Here is a 17,324-nt window from a genome sequence, read left to right as displayed (position 1 = left end):
CGTCCTGGACTAAACTATTGACTAATGACTATTGACTAATGACAACTGACAACTGACAACTGACTACTAACTATTTTGGTTCATGAACTGTTCGACAAAATTCGTGTAAACTTCGCCGCTGAGAAACTCGGGGGAATCGAGGATTTTTTGGTGGAAGCTGAGGGTGGTGGGGACGCCGGTGATGGCGCATTCGCGCAATGCCCGTTTCATCCTGCGGATGGCTGTAGGTCGATCGCGCCCCCAGACAATTACTTTACCGATTAAAGAATCGTAGTAAGCGGGTATTTCGTAATCGGTGTAAACGTGAGAGTCCATCCGCACGCCGGGGCCGCCCGGAGGCAAATAACCGCTGATTCTGCCGGGGTGGGGTCGGAAATTGCGATCGGGATCTTCAGCATTGATCCGGCACTCAATGGCGTGGCCGCTGAGAATCACTTGGTTTTGCTTGATTTGCAGTTTTTCGCCTTGGGCGATGCGAATTTGTTCGGCTATCAAATCCATGCCTGTAATCATCTCCGTCACGGGATGTTCCACTTGAATCCGGGTGTTCATTTCCATGAAGTAGAACTTGCCCGATTTGTCAAGCAAAAATTCGACAGTACCAGCACCAGTGTAGTTGATGGCTTTGGCTGCGGCGACGGCGGCGTGACCCATTTGATCTCGGAGTTTCTGGGTGAGGGCGGGACTCGGCGCTTCTTCCAGGAGTTTTTGGTGTCGGCGCTGAATCGAACAGTCTCTCTCGCCGAGGTGAATGACATTACCGTAGTTGTCGGCGAGGATTTGGATTTCGATGTGGCGGGGCTTTTCGATAAATTTTTCGAGGTAAACTCCGGGGTTCCCGAAGGCTGCATCGGCTTCGCCTTGGGCTGCATGAAAGAGTTTGGGGAGTTCGGATGCTTCTCTCACTAGCCTCATGCCGCGGCCTCCTCCGCCGGCGGTGGCTTTGACCATCACAGGATAGCCGATGTCGCGGGCGATCGACAAAGCCTCATGTTCGTCTGCCACCAATCCGCCACTACCGGGAACTGTCGGGACTTTCACCCGCTGCATCGTTTCTTTGGCGGTCGATTTGTCGCCCATCGCCCGCATGGCTGCCGGAGACGGGCCGATGAAAGTAATTTGATGGTCAGCGCAGATTTCGGCAAATCGGGCGTTTTCGGCAAGGAAGCCGTAACCGGGGTGAATCGCGGCGGCGTTGCGCGTCAGGGCTGCCGAGATAATGTTGGGGATGTTTAAATAGCTTTTGCTGCTGGTGGGGGGGCCGATGCAAACGGCTTCGTCAGCCAACTGGACGTGCAGGGCTTGTTTGTCTACGGTGGAGTGAACGGCGACCGTGGCAATCCCCATTTCCTCGCAGGTGCGTAGTATGCGGAGGGCGATTTCCCCCCGATTAGCGATTAAAATTTTCGAGAACCCCATCTTCGCTGCTTAATTCACTCAATATTCTGTACAATAATGCCTTTCGGTATGTTCTGGATAATCGTTTTTCAGAAATTGTTTACAAAAATTTATTTTACATTTTGGTGATAGTTGTGCTATGGTTTTAAATCGGTGGTCTCAAAGGGCTAGTCACAAGTTAAATTTGCAAGAACCTCAACCTGTGAATCTTTAACTCGTAACGCAAAAAATCCCGGAGATTGTCAGAAAAAGCGGATGTGGCGGAATTGGTATACGCGCACGCTTGAGGTGCGTGTGGCATTATGTCCTTGCGAGTTCGAGTCTCGCCATCCGCATTGAATGTAAAAAGGCTGCTGACAGTTTTGACTGTTGGCAGCTTTTTTATTGGGCGGCGTGAGATTGGCGAGATGGGCGGAGAATTTGATGATTTTAGTCAAAGAATAGTCAGTCGATCGGATAATTAAGAGGGAGGTTGATTTTCGGAACTAGGTAAACTTGTGCGATTAGATGATGGTTTGAACAGTTTACGCGCAGTCAGCAAAGCAAGCCCCCCGAAGATTCCACCGCAGATGCAACTAACTATAATGCCACTAAAGAAGGGATGAAGTTTCTTCGTGTGTGTAGCCGCAGTTTCCAATCACTGAGTTTCTACACAAAAGAAGTATAATAATTATGGCAAAATAAGAATTACTCATTTAATCGATCGCCATTATCCCAATGATTACCGTTACCCAAGCAGAAATTGAGCAGTATCGCTCCCAATTACAAGAATATCCCGATGCTCTAAAAGCTCTTGATGTACTTGAAGAGTGTGAAGGCGATTTAGAATATGCAGCCGAAACCTTAGCAATTGAGTCAGGAGAATTAGACGATGTTCTAGGTGACGAAGACCCGAATGAGCCTAGCTGGTTAGAAAAATCAGCCGATAAATTGCGTCCTCATATTTGTACGCAAGCCTTTAAAGACGTATTGAGTCAAGGTTTTGCCGTTGCATTGGGTTCGCTAATAACTGCTGGCGTTTACCCAGGAGTACCATTAACACTGGTACTTATTTACATAAGCACGAAAAATTTGGACAATTTTTGTCTGGATTGCTAAACACCGATCGCAGTGAAGCCAGCCCAGTAATGAGGTTCAGTAAAAGGAAACGGCTTGCGGTTCAGTGCACCATCCAGAGGAGCATTAACAAAGCGTGTGCGGTCTTTTTTGGGCAACAGTTCAAATGTTCGATCGATTTGCGGTTTTAGGCATTCTAATAATGCTTCAAGCCCCTCTGAGGTCAGATTCCGCAGCCATTGTTGTGCCTCATTGAGAGCAGTAACCGTTGATAGAGTTTCTAGGTTGTCATAGAACCGCATCAGTAATAAAGTGCTGGCGAGTTGATCTACCTCCCAAAGGGTACTAACTATACTAGGGCTACCAGCCAAGAGAAAGCCAAAAGGTAAGCCAATATATTCATCGCTAGTTTTGGATTTTGTCAATCCAGTTTCGCAGGCAGAGAGGGTGACAAGACGACATTGATTTAGGTCAAGATTCAAGATTTTCAACAGTGTCAAACGTTCTTTATTTGCGAATACCAGAGATGATTCCAAAGGCGAATCAGGCTCGAACTTGCCGTGACAGCCGAAATGGGCGCAGTTGGCAAAGCTGAGTTTCGCGTTTAGAATTGCGTTCTTATTAGCATCATCTCTTGCCAAGAAATCATTAGATTTGAATTTGTCACGGATGTTAGCGGCTTGCAGTTCAAGTAAGTAGCGGTCTTTGGTAGGATTGGCAATAGCAAATAGGTGAGAGAAATGAGGGCGTTGTCGCTGTTTCGCCTGTTGCAGTAGTTGGCAACTGGGGGCATAGCTGACTCCACCAGGGAATAAGTCGAGAAGGCACGATTCCGATTGGGACAGGGATACAGTGATAGAAGAATCGATTTCATCGGTGTATCCGCTTTCAAAATCCCTTTCGTGGGAGATTGGCAACGCATGAAGGGGTAAAAGATGCAGGAAGCGATGGGGAATTAAAATCAGTCGATCGCACGGTTTCGGAATATTCTTTAAAATCTGATCAAGATGCAAAATCTCAGCTAGATTTTGGAGGCGGGAGGCTAGTTTTTGCTTCCATTGGGGTTTTCTATCTGGTGGTTTACTCTCTTTGTAGTCTTTTCGATACTCGTTATCCCAATTTACTAAGGCTTCAAAGTCTTCTGTTGAAGATTGCCAGATTATTGGTGTTGGGGTTTGCTGGGTGATGATGAAAGTAAAAAATTTGTCGCCTGTGATGTACCACTCAAGAATAGCGGTGTTTTCACCTGTCAAAGTTTGAATGTCCTTGTAGAGGATGAGTTCAACTTTTTGGGTTAGGCTAAAACCACGATCGATTGGTGTAATTTCATCTGCAATCAATTCATCGAGTTGTTTACGCAGTTTGGTGAGATGAGTAAAATCGCGCCTAGTGGTTAGGCTGTCGATTTGGAGGCTGCGTTCTCCCAATATTGTGCCACCATTACTGTTACGGTTTATCTGTTCGATTTCCAGTCGTCGCTGTTCGGCCTCAATTTCTCGACTGAGGCGCGACAGTTCGTTGAGAACAGTTTCGGGGATATTGCCTTTAGGTTTGATTTCACGGTTGGCAAAGAGTTCTACAAGGTTGCGGGCTTTGCTACGTTCGACGTATTCTATCGCTTCGGTGTAGTGTTCGAGTTCTATGCAAACTTCCACCATTCCCAGATAGAGTTTATTCCATTCTTCGGCTAATTTTTGTTTGGTTTCATCCCCAGATTTAATCTCACCCCGTAAAAATTCTACTGTTGCAATGGCTGGGGCGTAGGTATCATAGGCTAGTTGCCATTGCTGGTTGCTTCGATAAAGATTACCTAAATTAGATAAAGTTTCTGCATGATTTTGCGGGAAAGCCTCACGAGTGCTGATAGTTAAAGCATTGTGATAAGATGCGATCGCCAGTTCCAGATTATCCGTCCGCAAACCGTTGATTCTGTTAGTGTAGGCAATCGCTAGGTTATTTTGAGTTCCTGCCCATTTTTCAGGGAAATCTTCAAGAGTATAAACTGTTAAAGCTGCCTGATAAAATGCGATGGCCCGTTCCAGATTTTGGGCTTGCGAACCGTTGATTCTGCATAAGTAGGCATTAGCTAGGTTATTTTGAGTCATTGCCCATTTTTCAGGGAAATTTTCAACAGTGCGAACTGTTAAAGCATTGTGATAAGATGCGATAGCCAGTTCCAGATTATCTGCCCGCGAACCGTTGATTTTGTTACTATAGGCATCAGCTAGGTTATTTTGAGTCCCTGCCCATTTTTCAGGGAAATCCTCAAGAGTATAAACTGTTAAAGCTTCCTCATAAAGCACGATCGCTCGTTCCAGATTATTCGCCTGCGAACCGTTGATTCTGTTGCTGTAGGTCATAGCTAAATTATTTTTAGTATCTGCCCAATCTTCAGGGAAATCCTCAAATGCACGAACTGTTAAAGCACCCTCAAAAAAGCCGATCGCCAGTTCCAAATTTTCCGCCCGCGAACCGTTGATTCTGTTTCTGTAGGTTTCTCCTAGGTTATTTTGAGTCATTGCCCATTTTTTAGGGAAATCCTCAAGGGTATAAACTGTTAAAGCTGCCTGATAAAATGCGATCGCCCGTTCCAGATTTTGGAGCCGAGAACCGTTGATTCTGTTACTGTAGGCAAGAGCTAGGTTATTTTGAGTCGTTGCCCATTGTTTAGGGAAATCCTCACGGGTAAAGACTTTTAAAGCAGCGTCATAAAGTGTGATCGCCCGTTCCAGATTTTGGGCCCGCAAACCGCTGATTCTTTCCCAGTAGGCAAGAGCTAGGTTATTTTGAGTCATTGCCCAATCTTCAGAAAAATCCTCAAGAGTATAGACTGTTAAAGCTGCCTCATAAATGCCGATCGCCAGTTCCAGATTGTCCGTCCGCAAGCCTTTGATTCTGTTACTGTAGGCAACAGCTAGTCTATTTTGAGTTTGAGCGTATTTTTCGCTTCCCGGTTGCCGATTATTTAAAACTATTTGATAGCCAGTAATGGCAATTTCAAGATTATTCGCTCTATTGCCACGGGGAAATTCATAAATATTAATACTCAAATTTCCAATAAGGGCGACAATTAACTCAATTGCTTCGGGATGTTCGGCAATTAAATTCTGTGCCACTTGCTGTAAAATCTCGGCAAAACGGTCATTGAGGAGATGTTGCCGCCCGGCCAGCATGGGGTAAATTACTTTAATATCGCTGTTACTATCTTGTTCTGCTTGCAATAATTCTAGGATAAAATTTGCATACTCTTGGGGATTTTCACCTTCAGAGTTATCGCTATCTCCCCCATCGTTCATCCCCAAGAATTGTCCTACCTGACGGGCCAGATTTCGCAATAAATTAGCTTGATTGTCCTGCCCTTGCTGTGTCAAGGTTCCGGCTACTGACTCGCAAGCTTGCATAAATTCCCGATCAAGTAATTCTGAGTTATCCTGTAAAATCTGTGCTTCATCACCGTTGGGGCAAGTGAGGACTGTATGAATTAGTTGCAGGTAGGCTTGGGCGCGAGTTTCGTCCATTGTGGGGAGTTGTGAATAACACCGGAATTTATTTTATCATGATTTAGATGGGTTAGGTGGCCAGAAACCGGGTTTTTTTGAGAGACTTCGTTACTGTCGGTAAAAATCGTAAAAACCCGGTTTCTTAGATGGTGCGTGGGTGGCCAGAAACCGGGTTTTTTTGAGAGACTTCGTTACTGTCGATAAAAATCGCAAAAACCCGGTTTCTTAGATGGTGCGCGGGTGGCTAGAACTTGACAAGTCACTATCCAGTTGTTACATTACCGACTTTTTCCTTAACTTGCTCTACTTCTGATACCAAATCCGGGTATCGTACCCCCGTTATCACTCGGCGGTTGAAACCGCAGCTACACAAACAAAGCCCTAGCATAGAGGGACTAAGAGATGACAAAATATTGCAAATTGTCAATATCTTTCTTAGTTTATATACTGTAAATACTCTATTTGGCTGTTAGGCTTTCGATCGCATTTCTGTTTCACTAGCGCCTGCTCGTACCATAATTGTCCGAACAAGAGAACCAAATATCCTCCACCCGACAAGACTTAGGCTGGCGTGCCGTGTTGCTAACAGCAAATCATCAAGGCGTATCTGTATAACCCCATCAAATACTACAGCATTACCCACTACATTGCGAGAGTCCCCTGGTAATGGTGGAAGATACATTCGCTTAGTGGATTTAAACTTTAGCATTTCACCGAGGAGTTGCTTTGCTTGAGGATTGTCAGAAAAAATTGGTTGCAATCGCAGCAGTGAGGCATAATCGCGGCGGCCCAGAACAAGGTCACAGGTTGAGCTTGCAATAGCAAACTTCATGTTAGTAATACGTTCTCCCAAAAAGTAGCCAGCGTCACTACTAACAATATCTCCCTGCAAAAGGGCGAAGGCATCTTCATCATCCCGAATCAGACCTCTTGCTAACATATCCCGATACTCAATTGGCTGACGCACCAGCGCTCCCTCTGCTCCGAAAACTTTCTGACGGTCTTTTGTCTTACCAAGTCGATCGGCAAAGTCCTGAATAATTGTGAGAACTCGATCGTCGTGAGAAAGTTCGCGTAGCTGATTTTCAAGAGTTTCCAGATTGTTAGGCTCATTATTTGCTACAGCCATCATGATCGATCTATCCTATTGTCGATCGCACTTTCAGATTGCAAAGGACGCTCAATTTCATCAGGATCGAGCATTACTTCATCATCCTCATCCAAGTCGAAATTCTCTGGAACTAATCCATCGAAGCTATTGCGGGTAGGAAGTTCAGGCAAATCTCCCAGCATAGCAACTGCTTCAGCAAGTAGATTAAGATTCTCTGGATCGGGGTGTTTTTGTGCGGCACGCACAGCCAAGATGACCACACGCAATCCTCCCCTTAGCCGATCGACATCACGGGCTAGTCCATACATTGCTTGAAAGTCACGTTCCTCAATAATGCGGTACTGTCCTGTTTTTGTCTGGAGGGTAGCGATCGCACCATTGGCGATCGAACTGAGTGCTTCTGCGCCCTGCAAACGAAACTTCTCAAACGATGTCCAATTTGCACCGCTTCGCAACCTAAATTTTTTATTTGTAATCTGCATAGTTTCACCTCTTTACTATATCCTAACGTAAACCCAACGAAAAAACAACGGCTTTTGATTTTGATGGGTGGGTGGCCAGAAACCGGGTTTTTGCGACAGTCGTTACTGTCGGCAAAAATCGTAAAAACCCGGTTTCTTAGATGGTGCGCGGGTGGCCAGAAACCGGGTTTTTTGAGATACTTCCTTACTATCGATAAAAATCGCAAAAACCCGGTTTCTTAGATGGTGCGTAGGTATCCGGCCGATGAAGGACTGAAGTCCTCACTACGAACCTAGTTTTGAGCTAATTCCGGCGGGCGGCCCATTAAGCCAGTCATCAAGCGCAAGGCTAAAAACCTCACTGGGGGAATTGTCCGCAAACACCACAATCCGAAGCGGCGAAATGTGACTATTGGTAGCCAAGTATTGGAAAATAATCTGTCTAGAAAATCGGTAAATCCTAACACAACTAAATTCTCATTTTTGCGCCAGTTGTGATACCGTTTTAATACTCGCAAATCGCCGATGTCTTCGCCTTTTTGGTGGGCTTGTTGCAAGATTTGGCCGATCGCCCCAGCGTCACGAATTCCCATATTTAAGCCCTGTCCGCCGACGGGATGACAGCAGTGGGCGGCGTCGCCAATGAGTGCTAATCTGGGCAGTACGTAGCGATCGCTCTGCATTAACTGTACCGGGAATAAAAAGCGATCGCTCTCCAATTCCAAACGCCCTAACAGCCCGCCAGTGCGCTGTTCCAACAAAGCTAAAAACTCTTTCTCGTCCATTGACTGCAAAGCTTTTGCTTCCGCGTGGGGCGCAGTCCAAACTACTTGACAGCGGTTTCCCGGTAATGGTAAGACTCCCATCGGGCCGCTTGGCCAAAAGCGCTCAAAAGCAATATCGTTGTGCAGCTTTTCGGCTTTAACAGTGATAGCAATGCAGGATTGCCAGTATTTCCAGCCGCGAGTGCTGATGTTGGCTTCGCTGCGGATGCGCGATCGCGAACCGTCGGCGGCGACTAATAATTTAGTGCGAATTGTGCGAGTTTCGCCCTCTTCTTTGATTTGAATTTCGGCGCAATTAGTTAAATATTTTACTTCGACTACTTCCGCAGGACAAACCCAACTAAAATTAGAGTTTTTTGCTAAGGATTCTTGCAAAGCTGACAGCATGACTCGGTGCTCGCCAACGTAACCTAAAGCTGTTTTTGGTACGGGTAATTTCCCAGTATTTCCTAAATCGGGGCGGTGGAATTCGACAACACCGGGATAGTCGCCGTCGCAGAGGCTAATTTGCTCGAAGGTGGTGATTTGTGGCAGAATTTGCTCCCATACGCCGATGCCTTCTAAGATCATTCCCGATAGTAGGGTAATTGCATAGGCTTGTTTTTTGGCTGCTGCTGCTGCGGGGAGTTGGGTTTCAATGATGGCGATTTTTAATCCTGAATCTTTGAGGGCGCAGGCTAAGGTGGCGCCGACTATGCCGCCTCCGACGATCGCTATGTCAAAGTCGAATTCCTGCGTTTGGGTGGAGGCTGTGGTTGCAGAAAGTTGGTTTACAGGCATTTTCAAGGGATTTATTTAAGTGAATAATCATATTTACTCTTGTATTGTAAAGAATTATTTCGATTTTGGGCGATCGATCGACGAAGTTGAGGAGACGGGGAGAGATGCAGACGGCGGTTGAAACCGCGGTACTCCAAGATAAGACGGCGGTTGAAACCGCGGAGTTTACGGGCACACAAACGAAGTCCGCCTCCGCGGACTGAAGAAGTACCTCAGAAACCCGGTTTCTTGCGATATTTCTCGTCACTCAACCCAAAACTCGTAGAAACCGGGTTTCTCGCCCCAGGCGTGATCCTCAGAAACCCGGTTTCTTCCGATATTTCTCGTCACTCAACCCAAAACTCGTAGAAACCGGGTTTCTCGCCCCAGGCGTGATCCTCAGAAACCCGGTTTCTTCCGATATTTCTCGTCACTCAACCCAAAACTCGTAGAAACCGGGTTTCTCGCCCCAGGCGTGATCCTCAGAAACCCGGTTTCTTCCGATATTTCTCGTCACTCAACCCAAAACTCGTAGAAACCGGGTTTCTCGCCCCATGCGTGAATCTCAGAAACCCGGTTTCTTTCGATATTTCTCGTCACTCAACCCAAAACTCGTAGAAACCGGGTTTCTCGCCCCATGCGCGATGTTGAAAAATTCATAACTAATAATACCATTTAGACAAAAGCTTGCTACGAGAGAATTGTTGGGCTTGTCTCGTTCATCTAATGTGTAAGGTGCGTCGCTATTAGATTTTCGCTCTTTTTTAGAGATTGTCGATGGCGACACACCCTACAGATACTCAACCCAAAATTCATAGAAACCGGGTTTCTCGCCCCATGCGTGAATCTCAGAAACTAATGACAAATGACAAATGACAACTGTCAACTGTCAACTGTCAACAGTCAACAGTCAACAGTCAACTGTCAACTGACCATTTCCTTGACGTTTTCCGTCGCCGCTGCTGATAGATTCTGGGAAATCGGAATCTCGATAACAAACTCTGCACCTTTCCATGGTGCAGAAACACAATGCAATTTGCCTCGGTGTTTTTCAACTATAATTTTATAGCTGATTGACAGTCCTAAACCAGTGCCTTTTCCGACAGGTTTAGTAGTAAAAAATGGGTCGAATAACTTGCGGATGACCTCTTGATTGATTCCCATTCCGTTGTCGGCAATCCGAATAGTTACTGTGTCTGAAGTCGCACTGGTGCTAATCTTAATTGTGTTGGGGCTAGCATATATTTCTTGGGGAGAACGCTTGGTATTGTATTCTTCGAGGGCGTCGATCGCATTTGCTAACAAATTCATAAATACTTGATTGAGCTGACCTGCATAGCACTCGACTTTGCCGAAGCTGCCGTAGTCTTTGATAATCTCGATCGCCGGACGAACGGCATTAGCTTTGAGCTTGTGCTGCAAAATTACCAGAGTGCTTTCGATTCCTTCGTGAATGTCTACTCGCTTCATCTGCGATTCGTCGAGTCGGGAAAAGTTGCGCAAGGAGACAACTAAGTCGCGGATGCGATCGGCTCCTACTTTCATTGATTCCAAAATCTTCGGAAAGTCTTCCATTAAGTAATCAATTTCTATGTCTTCGGCTGATAAAGCAATTTCCGGGACGGGATTTGGGTATTTTTCCTGGTAAAGGTGGAGCAATTCGAGCAATTCTTTGGCGTATTGACTGGCGTGGGTGATGTTACCGTAGATGAAGTTAATCGGGTTATTGATTTCGTGGGCGACTCCGGCGACTAGCTGCCCGAGTGAAGAGATTTTTTCGGTTTGGATTAGTTGAGTTTGAGTTTCGTGCAAGTCGCGGAAAGCTTTTTCGAGCTGGGCTGCTTGCTGGCGATATTGGGTGGCTGATTCTCGCAGCGCTGCCAAAACTTGCACTCGATCGCTAATATCGGTGTGAGCGCCCACCCACTCGCGAACGCTGCCGTCGGCTGCCACAATGGGGACGCCCCGCACCCAGAAGTATCGGTAGCTGCCGTCTGCGGCCCGCAAGCGGTGTTCGACTTCGTAGAGACTTTTAGTTTCTACGGCGCGCGTCCAAGCTTGTATGGTGCGATCGCGGTCTTCTGGATGTACTGCTTCTGTCCAGTTGTCCCTCGTCTCTTCAAAGCTCATGCCCGTATAAGCTATCCAATCGGGCAGAGGCTCGTCGGGAACTCCGCTAGCGTTTGTTGTCCACACCATCTGTGCGGTGGCGATCGCCAGCGATCGGTATCTTTCCTCGCTCAGACGTACAGAGGCTTCGGCTTGCCGGCTGGCTGTCACGTCGCGCAAAATTGCTGTGAAGATGATTTCGCCTGCCACTTCGAGTTGGGAAATAGAAGCTTCGGCGGGAAATTCCGTACCGTCTCGGCGGCGGGCGAAAATTTCTTTGCGGTTGCCCATTTTTCGGGCTTGTTTAACGCCGCCGCCGAAATTGGTGACGAGGTGGCTGTCAGAGGTGGCAAAAGCTTCTGGCAACAGCAGGTTCAGGGATTGCCCGATCGCCTCGGCGGCAGTCCACCCAAAAATGCTTTCTGCACCTTGGTTGAACATGATAATTTTTTGGTTGGCATCTACCGAAATAATCGCGTCGTCGGCAATTTCTAGAATGCCCGCGAAACGAGCTTGAGACAGTTGCAGTGCTTGCTCTGTTCGTTTGCGATCGCTGATGTCGCGGGCGATCGTAGAAATGTATGCGAGTTGGCCGTCGGGTGCTTGGTGGGAGATGATGACTTGGCTGACGGGAATTTCGACTCCCGAGGCTGACACAAAGGCTGTTTCTCCGCTCCAAACGCCTTCAGAAATAGCGGTGGCGATCGCCTGCTGCAATGTACTGCGGGCTGATGGTGCTGCGAATTCTCCAACTTGTCTGTGCGATATATCTTCGTTTTCGTCGATACCGACCATTGTTCTACCTGCTTTGTTCATGTAAACAGCGTGTCCATCGAGGTCGCAGATACCTACAAAGTCGGGCGTTGCTTCGAGAATTGCTGCCAGACTTCTGTTGGCGACTTCGGCTTGTTTGCGATCGGAAATATCCCGCGCAATGCTAACTATACCGCTGATGTTTCCTTGCCCGTCTCGGTAAGCATTTTTAGTTGAAAGAAATGTCCGCAATTTTCCTTGAACAGGCAGTTCTTCTTCCATCACTTGCGTTTTTCCCGCTGTCAGGATCTGGCGATCGGTTTTGGTAATATTAGCCGCAATTTCCGGCGGAAATAACTCGCTGTCATCTCTGCCGATAATTTCGTCAAAAGACTTGCCAATGATGCTAGCTCCCGCAGCGTTGAGCATCATGTAGCAGCCCTGAATATCTTTGACAAATAGGGCTGTAGGCGTACTGTTGATGACTGTGAGCAAGAGGTTGTAGTTTTTTTGAAGCGCTTGCTCTGTTACTTTAGAATCGAGAATTTGCTGCTGCAATTGCTCGTTAACGAGTTGGAGTTGGAGAGTCCGTTGATCGACTTGAGTTTCTAAGTCTGATTTAGCTTTAATTAGCCCCATTTTGGCTCGATAGCGCCTCCGGTCTGCCGTGCAGAGAGTTTTCGCATTCTGCCAAATTAGAACAGTAAAAATAATCACGTTCAATACGCTTAGCAGCGATATTCCTACTTCCGGCGAGTAGACTTGCAACCGCTCTCCCGACATGATAAAATAACCGGCTATGGGCGGGATAATTATTGCCTGCGGTAACAAGCGCCTTGCCATGATGCCGCCCGTGCGATCGCTCGCAATTACTGCTATCAATCCTCGCTCTGGATTGGCGAATAAAATGCCGAGGCTCAGCAACATCAATGCTACAGACGTGTGCAAAGCCATTCCTATATGAGGGTCAATTTTGTAGAACAAAGCTTTGCCGTAGATGTAGCCTATAAACCCTAGAAAAGCAATTAAAAATGCTGAGCAGCTTAAGATTTGAACCCGCAGGTATTTAGGGCGACGTACTGACAGCAGCAACAAGGCAGAACCCAGCAATAAAAAAGCAGCAAGAGTATTCGGTGCCATGGGTCCCGGTGCCCAGGAGCTTGTGAAGCTCGAACTATCTTTGAATAGTAGTTGGTCGATGCCTAAATCTAAATCAAAGCTATATTTAAATAAGGTTATAATGCTAATTAATACTATTAACAATGAGCTGGCAAAATTTAAAAAACAATCGATTTTTAGATGTTTAATTGTGGTTAATTTTGCTCGCCTGCGTTGTTGGAGCAAGAGAGAACATCCGCCTAAAATAAAGCAGATAGCTGTATTGGCTTTCATGCTAATGAGTCCGGGCAGAACGTTCTTTAAGAGTTGCCGATCGAAGATCCAATCTAAAATGACTGTACAGCCGATCGCGATTACGGCAATTCCAGCTTTTTTAGAAAAAGACTGGAGCGCAATAATTGGGGTTGAGGGTGGCTGCACTTGTTGTGTTCGTTCAAAAACTTCCAATTTCTCGCTCCCTCAAATTATGTGGGTTTCTAGGTGTTGAAGGTAACAATAAACACTCTGCTTATATTGTTGCCAGCTATACAAAAGCTGCTTAAGATATTGTTAAAACTGTGTAGATAGCACATAATACTAGCGATCTTATCTAACTTGAGATAGACTGTCAACTAAAAGTAACAGACTTTGATCTATAAGGCATTCGTCAGAGTTCAATAATTTGGATTGATTATTACTTAAAACAAAAAATTCTTTTTTCTTTCGGATTTTAGATTGTTTTTTGTTACTTAGGGCTCCCTGAAAAAGTATACAGAGCGAATCAGGGAGGCCGCACAGCTTGAAAAATAGTAGGTGCGTCGCCCAATTCCCAAATTTACCGGGGGAGTTCGCACTCAGCGTGCAAGGGTTTTGGGCCTTGCTGATGCTATAACTTGCAGTTATTCGGTCAAAAATTATTGAAACCCTTGCCTAGCCTGCCTTATGCTTTGATTCAGCAAGCCCTGCTTATTCGTTGTTCGGGCGATCGCACCAAAAGCGCGATCGCCCGATTTATTTTCGGGGCAGAGTGTTTGTACTCAGTCCTTCGAGGCATAACGATCGAGGATTGTGCGATCGACTCCCAGGGCTGTGCTAACCTCACAAAAGATCGGACTCGGCCCTTGAAACCAATCGTACACAAACTTTCGTCCGCGAAAGCCGAATCAAGAAGCAGTATAAAAGCCAGATTTGGTATCAAATCTCACATCAATAATCTTAGCTTTCGTTCTTTCATTAAGGACGACTGACAACTCTTCGACTTCCCTCTTCGGGCTCTTCTGTCAACTCTTCGACTTCCCTCGACTTCGCTCGGGACAAGTCGCTCGGAGGGCTCTTCTGTCAACTGAGGGCGGGCACAGGGGCACCGCCCCTACCAACTAACAACTGTCAACTGTCAACTGTCAACTGTCAACTGTTGAAGTGCTTCCCAAGTTTCGGTTGCTGACGGGTAACGCTGGGGGAAAGCGTAGAGCACCATCTGGTCTAAAATGCTAGCAAACTGTGGGGTAACAGTTGCATTTTTTTGCCAAATAAGATTGCCCAAATTATCGACTTTGAGTTGTTTCGGACGCATTCCTGTCAAGGCTTGAATCCCGATGATTCCGACAGCATAGATGTCGCTGCAAAATTTCGGCGCACCGATGGCTTGTTCGGGAGGAATGTATTCTTGCTGAGTGCCGCCGCGCGATTTGGTTTGACCATTGCTATTTTGCGAGGTGTTGATTTCTTTAACTGCGCCAAAGTCAATTAATACAATCTTGCCGTCGGAGGCGCGCTTGATTAAGTTTTGCGGGTGCAAGTCGCGGTGAATTACATTTTGTTTGTGAACGAAGACCAGCACTTCTAAGATATCTTTCAACAAACCAATAACTCGCTCTTCTTCCCAGGGTTGACCTTCGATGAGTTCTTGATACAGTGGTTGTCCTTCGATGAATTGATAGACCAAATAAAAATATCCGTCTTCTTCAAAACGAGCTAACAATTCCGGTATGCGATCGTGTTTGCCCAGTCGAGATAACACTCGCGTTTCGATATCGAATAGCTTGCTGGTTTTCTCTGACTGGCTTTTCAGGCGCTTGACGAGGCACAAAGGTCGATCGGGCAAATTTTCATCTTCAGCCAAATACGTATCGCTGTACTCGGTGCTCACCAAGTGTTCTCGGATTCGGTAACGCATCCGCAGCAGCTTTTCCAATATCGGATCGACTGATTTAGCAGGGGGTTTTGGATCTTTTTGTACAGTTCTCATCATGCAGTCCCAAAGATTTGCTCCGACTACTCTTTCTTCTGGTTCAATAATTCCTGCTTGCTTCAGTACCTTGGTAAGGTCTTTCCACAAGTTGTAGCCGACATACCGCCCCAGATAGCCCACTGAATAGCCGCGGGCGATCGGATAGTTTTCCTTAATTTCTTGGTACGTCAAACCTTCTACAACGCCTTGAATTATCGCCTTTTGCAACGGCTTTAGGCGTTTTTCTGTTTGTTCGCATACCAGATTATCCAAAACCAGGATTGCTTCTTCTACGGTCATAGGTTTCATCGGTTAAGTTAATTGTGCAGCTAGACTTTTTATTTTTATTTGTGTGTTATATACGGTTTACTTGAAATTTAGTGTTTTTGTCAACAGTTGAAATATATCTTGATAAATATGACTTTTATGAAACTAAAGTTATGACTTTTATGAACTTGATTTATTTGGCAAAACTTTGAGAAATGAGTGCAAATTCACTGATTTTAAGTAGTCGTTGGGAATAAATATTAAATTTGCAGGAGCTAATACGCTTGGGATCAGCCCATCAAGAGAGTAAAACCGATGTGAAAATAGACACGGAGATTGCTTCGTTCCTCTCTTCGGACAATTCTAACCCAAGCGTATTGGGGCAGGAGCGATCGCTTGGAGTGTCGCCGGCTATGGGATTGCTGCGCCCGCAAGCGAGCAATGACAACAGGATTTACCCGCCCGCGTCCAGAAACCGGGTTTTTTATTGAGATTGAAGGTTTTGGGCAAATATTTAGGTTAAAAAACCCGGTTTCTAGATATCTGTGCGTCTAGAACAAGACTATTACAGCATTCTCACTAAAAACAAACGGATAATAGACTTAAGTTGCAAAAATAGCTGGGACGGGCAAGATGCCCATCCCACAAAAAGTTTTTTTTATTGTGGGACGTTGCTCTGAGCAGCGTCCTAAAATTTGATGAAAAGGAGTGAGGCAATTCAAGTCTAATCACTAGGAGCGATCCTAAATGATTTGTACATATTTGTAGGGGTAGCGCCCCCGTGCCTACCCCCAGCGTCTAAAGAGGGCAACCACGGGGGGTTGCCCCTACAAGAATTACACTGATGAACGGACTGGATAATGATTTAGGATTGCTATAGCAGCGATCGCAAATTTTGAGATTATAGCTCTTGCAAAAATAGTTAGGAACGGGCCGGAGAGCCCGTTCCTAAATTTGATTGATCTAAAAGACTTTTGCAAGATATCTCTTGCTGTGCGCGCAAGTGAGCAATGACAATTACAGCATTCTGAGTATAAACAAAATGGTTAATTTCTAATCTTGTTGACGTAGCCCCACAAACTGTAATCGCGACTCAGCCAACCTCGGAAAAAAGCCATTTGACTCGGATCTTCTTGCACCCGTTTGTAGCGGTAAATTATTCGTTCGTTAATCATTTGCAGCGCCGTATTTTTGTTGTTAGCTGCCTTCAGTGCTTCTCTGGTGCGCGCGTCAAAAATTCCGGTTTGCGGTAATCCTAAAGCTTGCTGCAAAAATGTAATAGAGTTGTTAATACCGAAATTAACCGCAGTGTCAAACATGACGATCGCCAAAGCCGGCTGCATAGTCCCCGAAAGGCTCGAATCCCAGTAATATTTATAAATTTCCAGGAGCTCTGCTTCGGACATCTGCGTCACGTCGAGGGGTGGCAGCCCGCGACTGTAGCGGTAGGCGTTGTATTCTGTTTGCAAGATGCCCCGATAAGTTCTCCCGCCCTTATCTGCTGGGTGATTGCTGAATCCACCCTCAAAATATAAGGTGAAATAAAGCGCTGTTTGAAATACTCGCTGCCGAAAGTCGGCTGTCTGCTTTTGTGCGAAACTCTTTTGAGCAAACGGTAAGGGGATTGCTAAGGCTAACAAGAGTATCCCCAGCAGAAGGTTTGGTTTCCACTTGATGTGGTGTTGGCGCCTTGAAGCTTGCTTGTCGCTCATAAATTCTCTGTGACGATCGCCCGTAGTTCCGCTAAAACTGCTACTCTGCAAAATAATCTAGATTCAACCTTTAACTTGATAGCAC

11 protein-coding genes and 1 tRNA gene are annotated in these 17,324 nt (G+C 46.0%); 4 read left to right on the top strand and 8 right to left on the bottom strand.

Annotation, left to right across the window (positions count from 1 at the left end):
* Window positions 1-66: 66 nt before the first annotated feature.
* Window positions 67-1,419 carry an acetyl-CoA carboxylase biotin carboxylase subunit gene (accC, locus tag QZW47_RS08345; protein ID WP_293125985.1) on the bottom strand — a complete coding sequence of 451 codons (1,353 nt, stop codon included), beginning with the start codon at window positions 1,417-1,419 and terminating at the stop codon, window positions 67-69.
* A gap of 230 nt (window positions 1,420-1,649) precedes the next feature.
* On the opposite strand from accC, the gene QZW47_RS08340 reads away from it, so the two are divergent.
* The 3 genes from QZW47_RS08340 to QZW47_RS08330 all read left to right on the top strand — a co-directional run bounded on the left by QZW47_RS08340 (window position 1,650) and on the right by QZW47_RS08330 (window position 2,496).
* A tRNA-Leu gene (locus tag QZW47_RS08340) sits at window positions 1,650-1,733 on the top strand.
* Window positions 1,701-1,862: a hypothetical protein gene (locus QZW47_RS08335; protein ID WP_293125983.1), complete on the top strand. Its 162-nt coding sequence runs from the start codon at window positions 1,701-1,703 to the stop codon at window positions 1,860-1,862. Before QZW47_RS08340 ends, QZW47_RS08335 begins: the two co-directional genes overlap by 33 nt.
* Before the next feature lie 253 nt (window positions 1,863-2,115).
* A complete protein-coding gene (locus tag QZW47_RS08330; RefSeq protein ID WP_293125981.1) occupies window positions 2,116-2,496 on the top strand; it encodes a hypothetical protein in 381 nt (126 codons plus the stop codon).
* On the opposite strand, the gene QZW47_RS08325 is transcribed toward QZW47_RS08330, so the two are convergent.
* From QZW47_RS08325 to QZW47_RS08305, 5 genes are all read right to left on the bottom strand, one after another.
* Complete coding sequence (locus tag QZW47_RS08325) at window positions 2,493-5,972, bottom strand: CHAT domain-containing protein (protein ID WP_293125979.1); 3,480 nt, start codon at window positions 5,970-5,972, stop codon at window positions 2,493-2,495. The genes QZW47_RS08330 and QZW47_RS08325 overlap by 4 nt on opposite strands.
* A 451-nt stretch (window positions 5,973-6,423) precedes the next feature.
* Window positions 6,424-7,086, bottom strand: a complete 663-nt coding sequence (locus QZW47_RS08320) for a hypothetical protein (RefSeq protein ID WP_293125977.1) — start codon at window positions 7,084-7,086, stop codon at window positions 6,424-6,426.
* Entirely contained in the window at window positions 7,083-7,547 is a 465-nt protein-coding gene (locus tag QZW47_RS08315) for a hypothetical protein (protein WP_293125975.1), read from the bottom strand. Before QZW47_RS08315 ends, QZW47_RS08320 begins: the two co-directional genes overlap by 4 nt.
* A gap of 272 nt (window positions 7,548-7,819) precedes the next feature.
* A complete protein-coding gene (locus tag QZW47_RS08310; RefSeq protein ID WP_293125974.1) occupies window positions 7,820-9,091 on the bottom strand; it encodes an FAD-dependent hydroxylase in 1,272 nt (423 codons plus the stop codon).
* Window positions 9,092-9,994: 903 nt separating this feature from the next.
* Entirely contained in the window at window positions 9,995-13,072 is a 3,078-nt protein-coding gene (locus QZW47_RS08305; RefSeq protein WP_293125972.1) for a PAS domain S-box protein, read from the bottom strand.
* A gap of 875 nt (window positions 13,073-13,947) precedes the next feature.
* On the opposite strand from QZW47_RS08305, the gene QZW47_RS08300 reads away from it, so the two are divergent.
* On the top strand, window positions 13,948-14,277 hold the full coding sequence (locus QZW47_RS08300; RefSeq protein ID WP_293125970.1) for a hypothetical protein: 330 nt from the start codon (window positions 13,948-13,950) through the stop codon (window positions 14,275-14,277).
* Window positions 14,278-14,423: 146 nt separating this feature from the next.
* On the opposite strand, the gene QZW47_RS08295 is transcribed toward QZW47_RS08300, so the two are convergent.
* Entirely contained in the window at window positions 14,424-15,560 is a 1,137-nt protein-coding gene (locus QZW47_RS08295; RefSeq protein ID WP_293125968.1) for a serine/threonine-protein kinase, read from the bottom strand.
* 1,013 nt (window positions 15,561-16,573) lie between these two features.
* A complete protein-coding gene (locus tag QZW47_RS08290; protein ID WP_293126145.1) occupies window positions 16,574-17,239 on the bottom strand; it encodes a glycosyl hydrolase 108 family protein in 666 nt (221 codons plus the stop codon).
* Between the last annotated feature and the right edge of the window lie 85 nt (window positions 17,240-17,324).

It is taken from the genome of Microcoleus sp. bin38.metabat.b11b12b14.051, assembly GCF_013299165.1.
Taxonomy (GTDB): Bacteria; Cyanobacteriota; Cyanobacteriia; order Cyanobacteriales; family Microcoleaceae; genus Microcoleus.
Note: the sequence above shows the minus strand (reverse complement) of the source record. Positions and strands in the feature narration are given on the sequence as shown.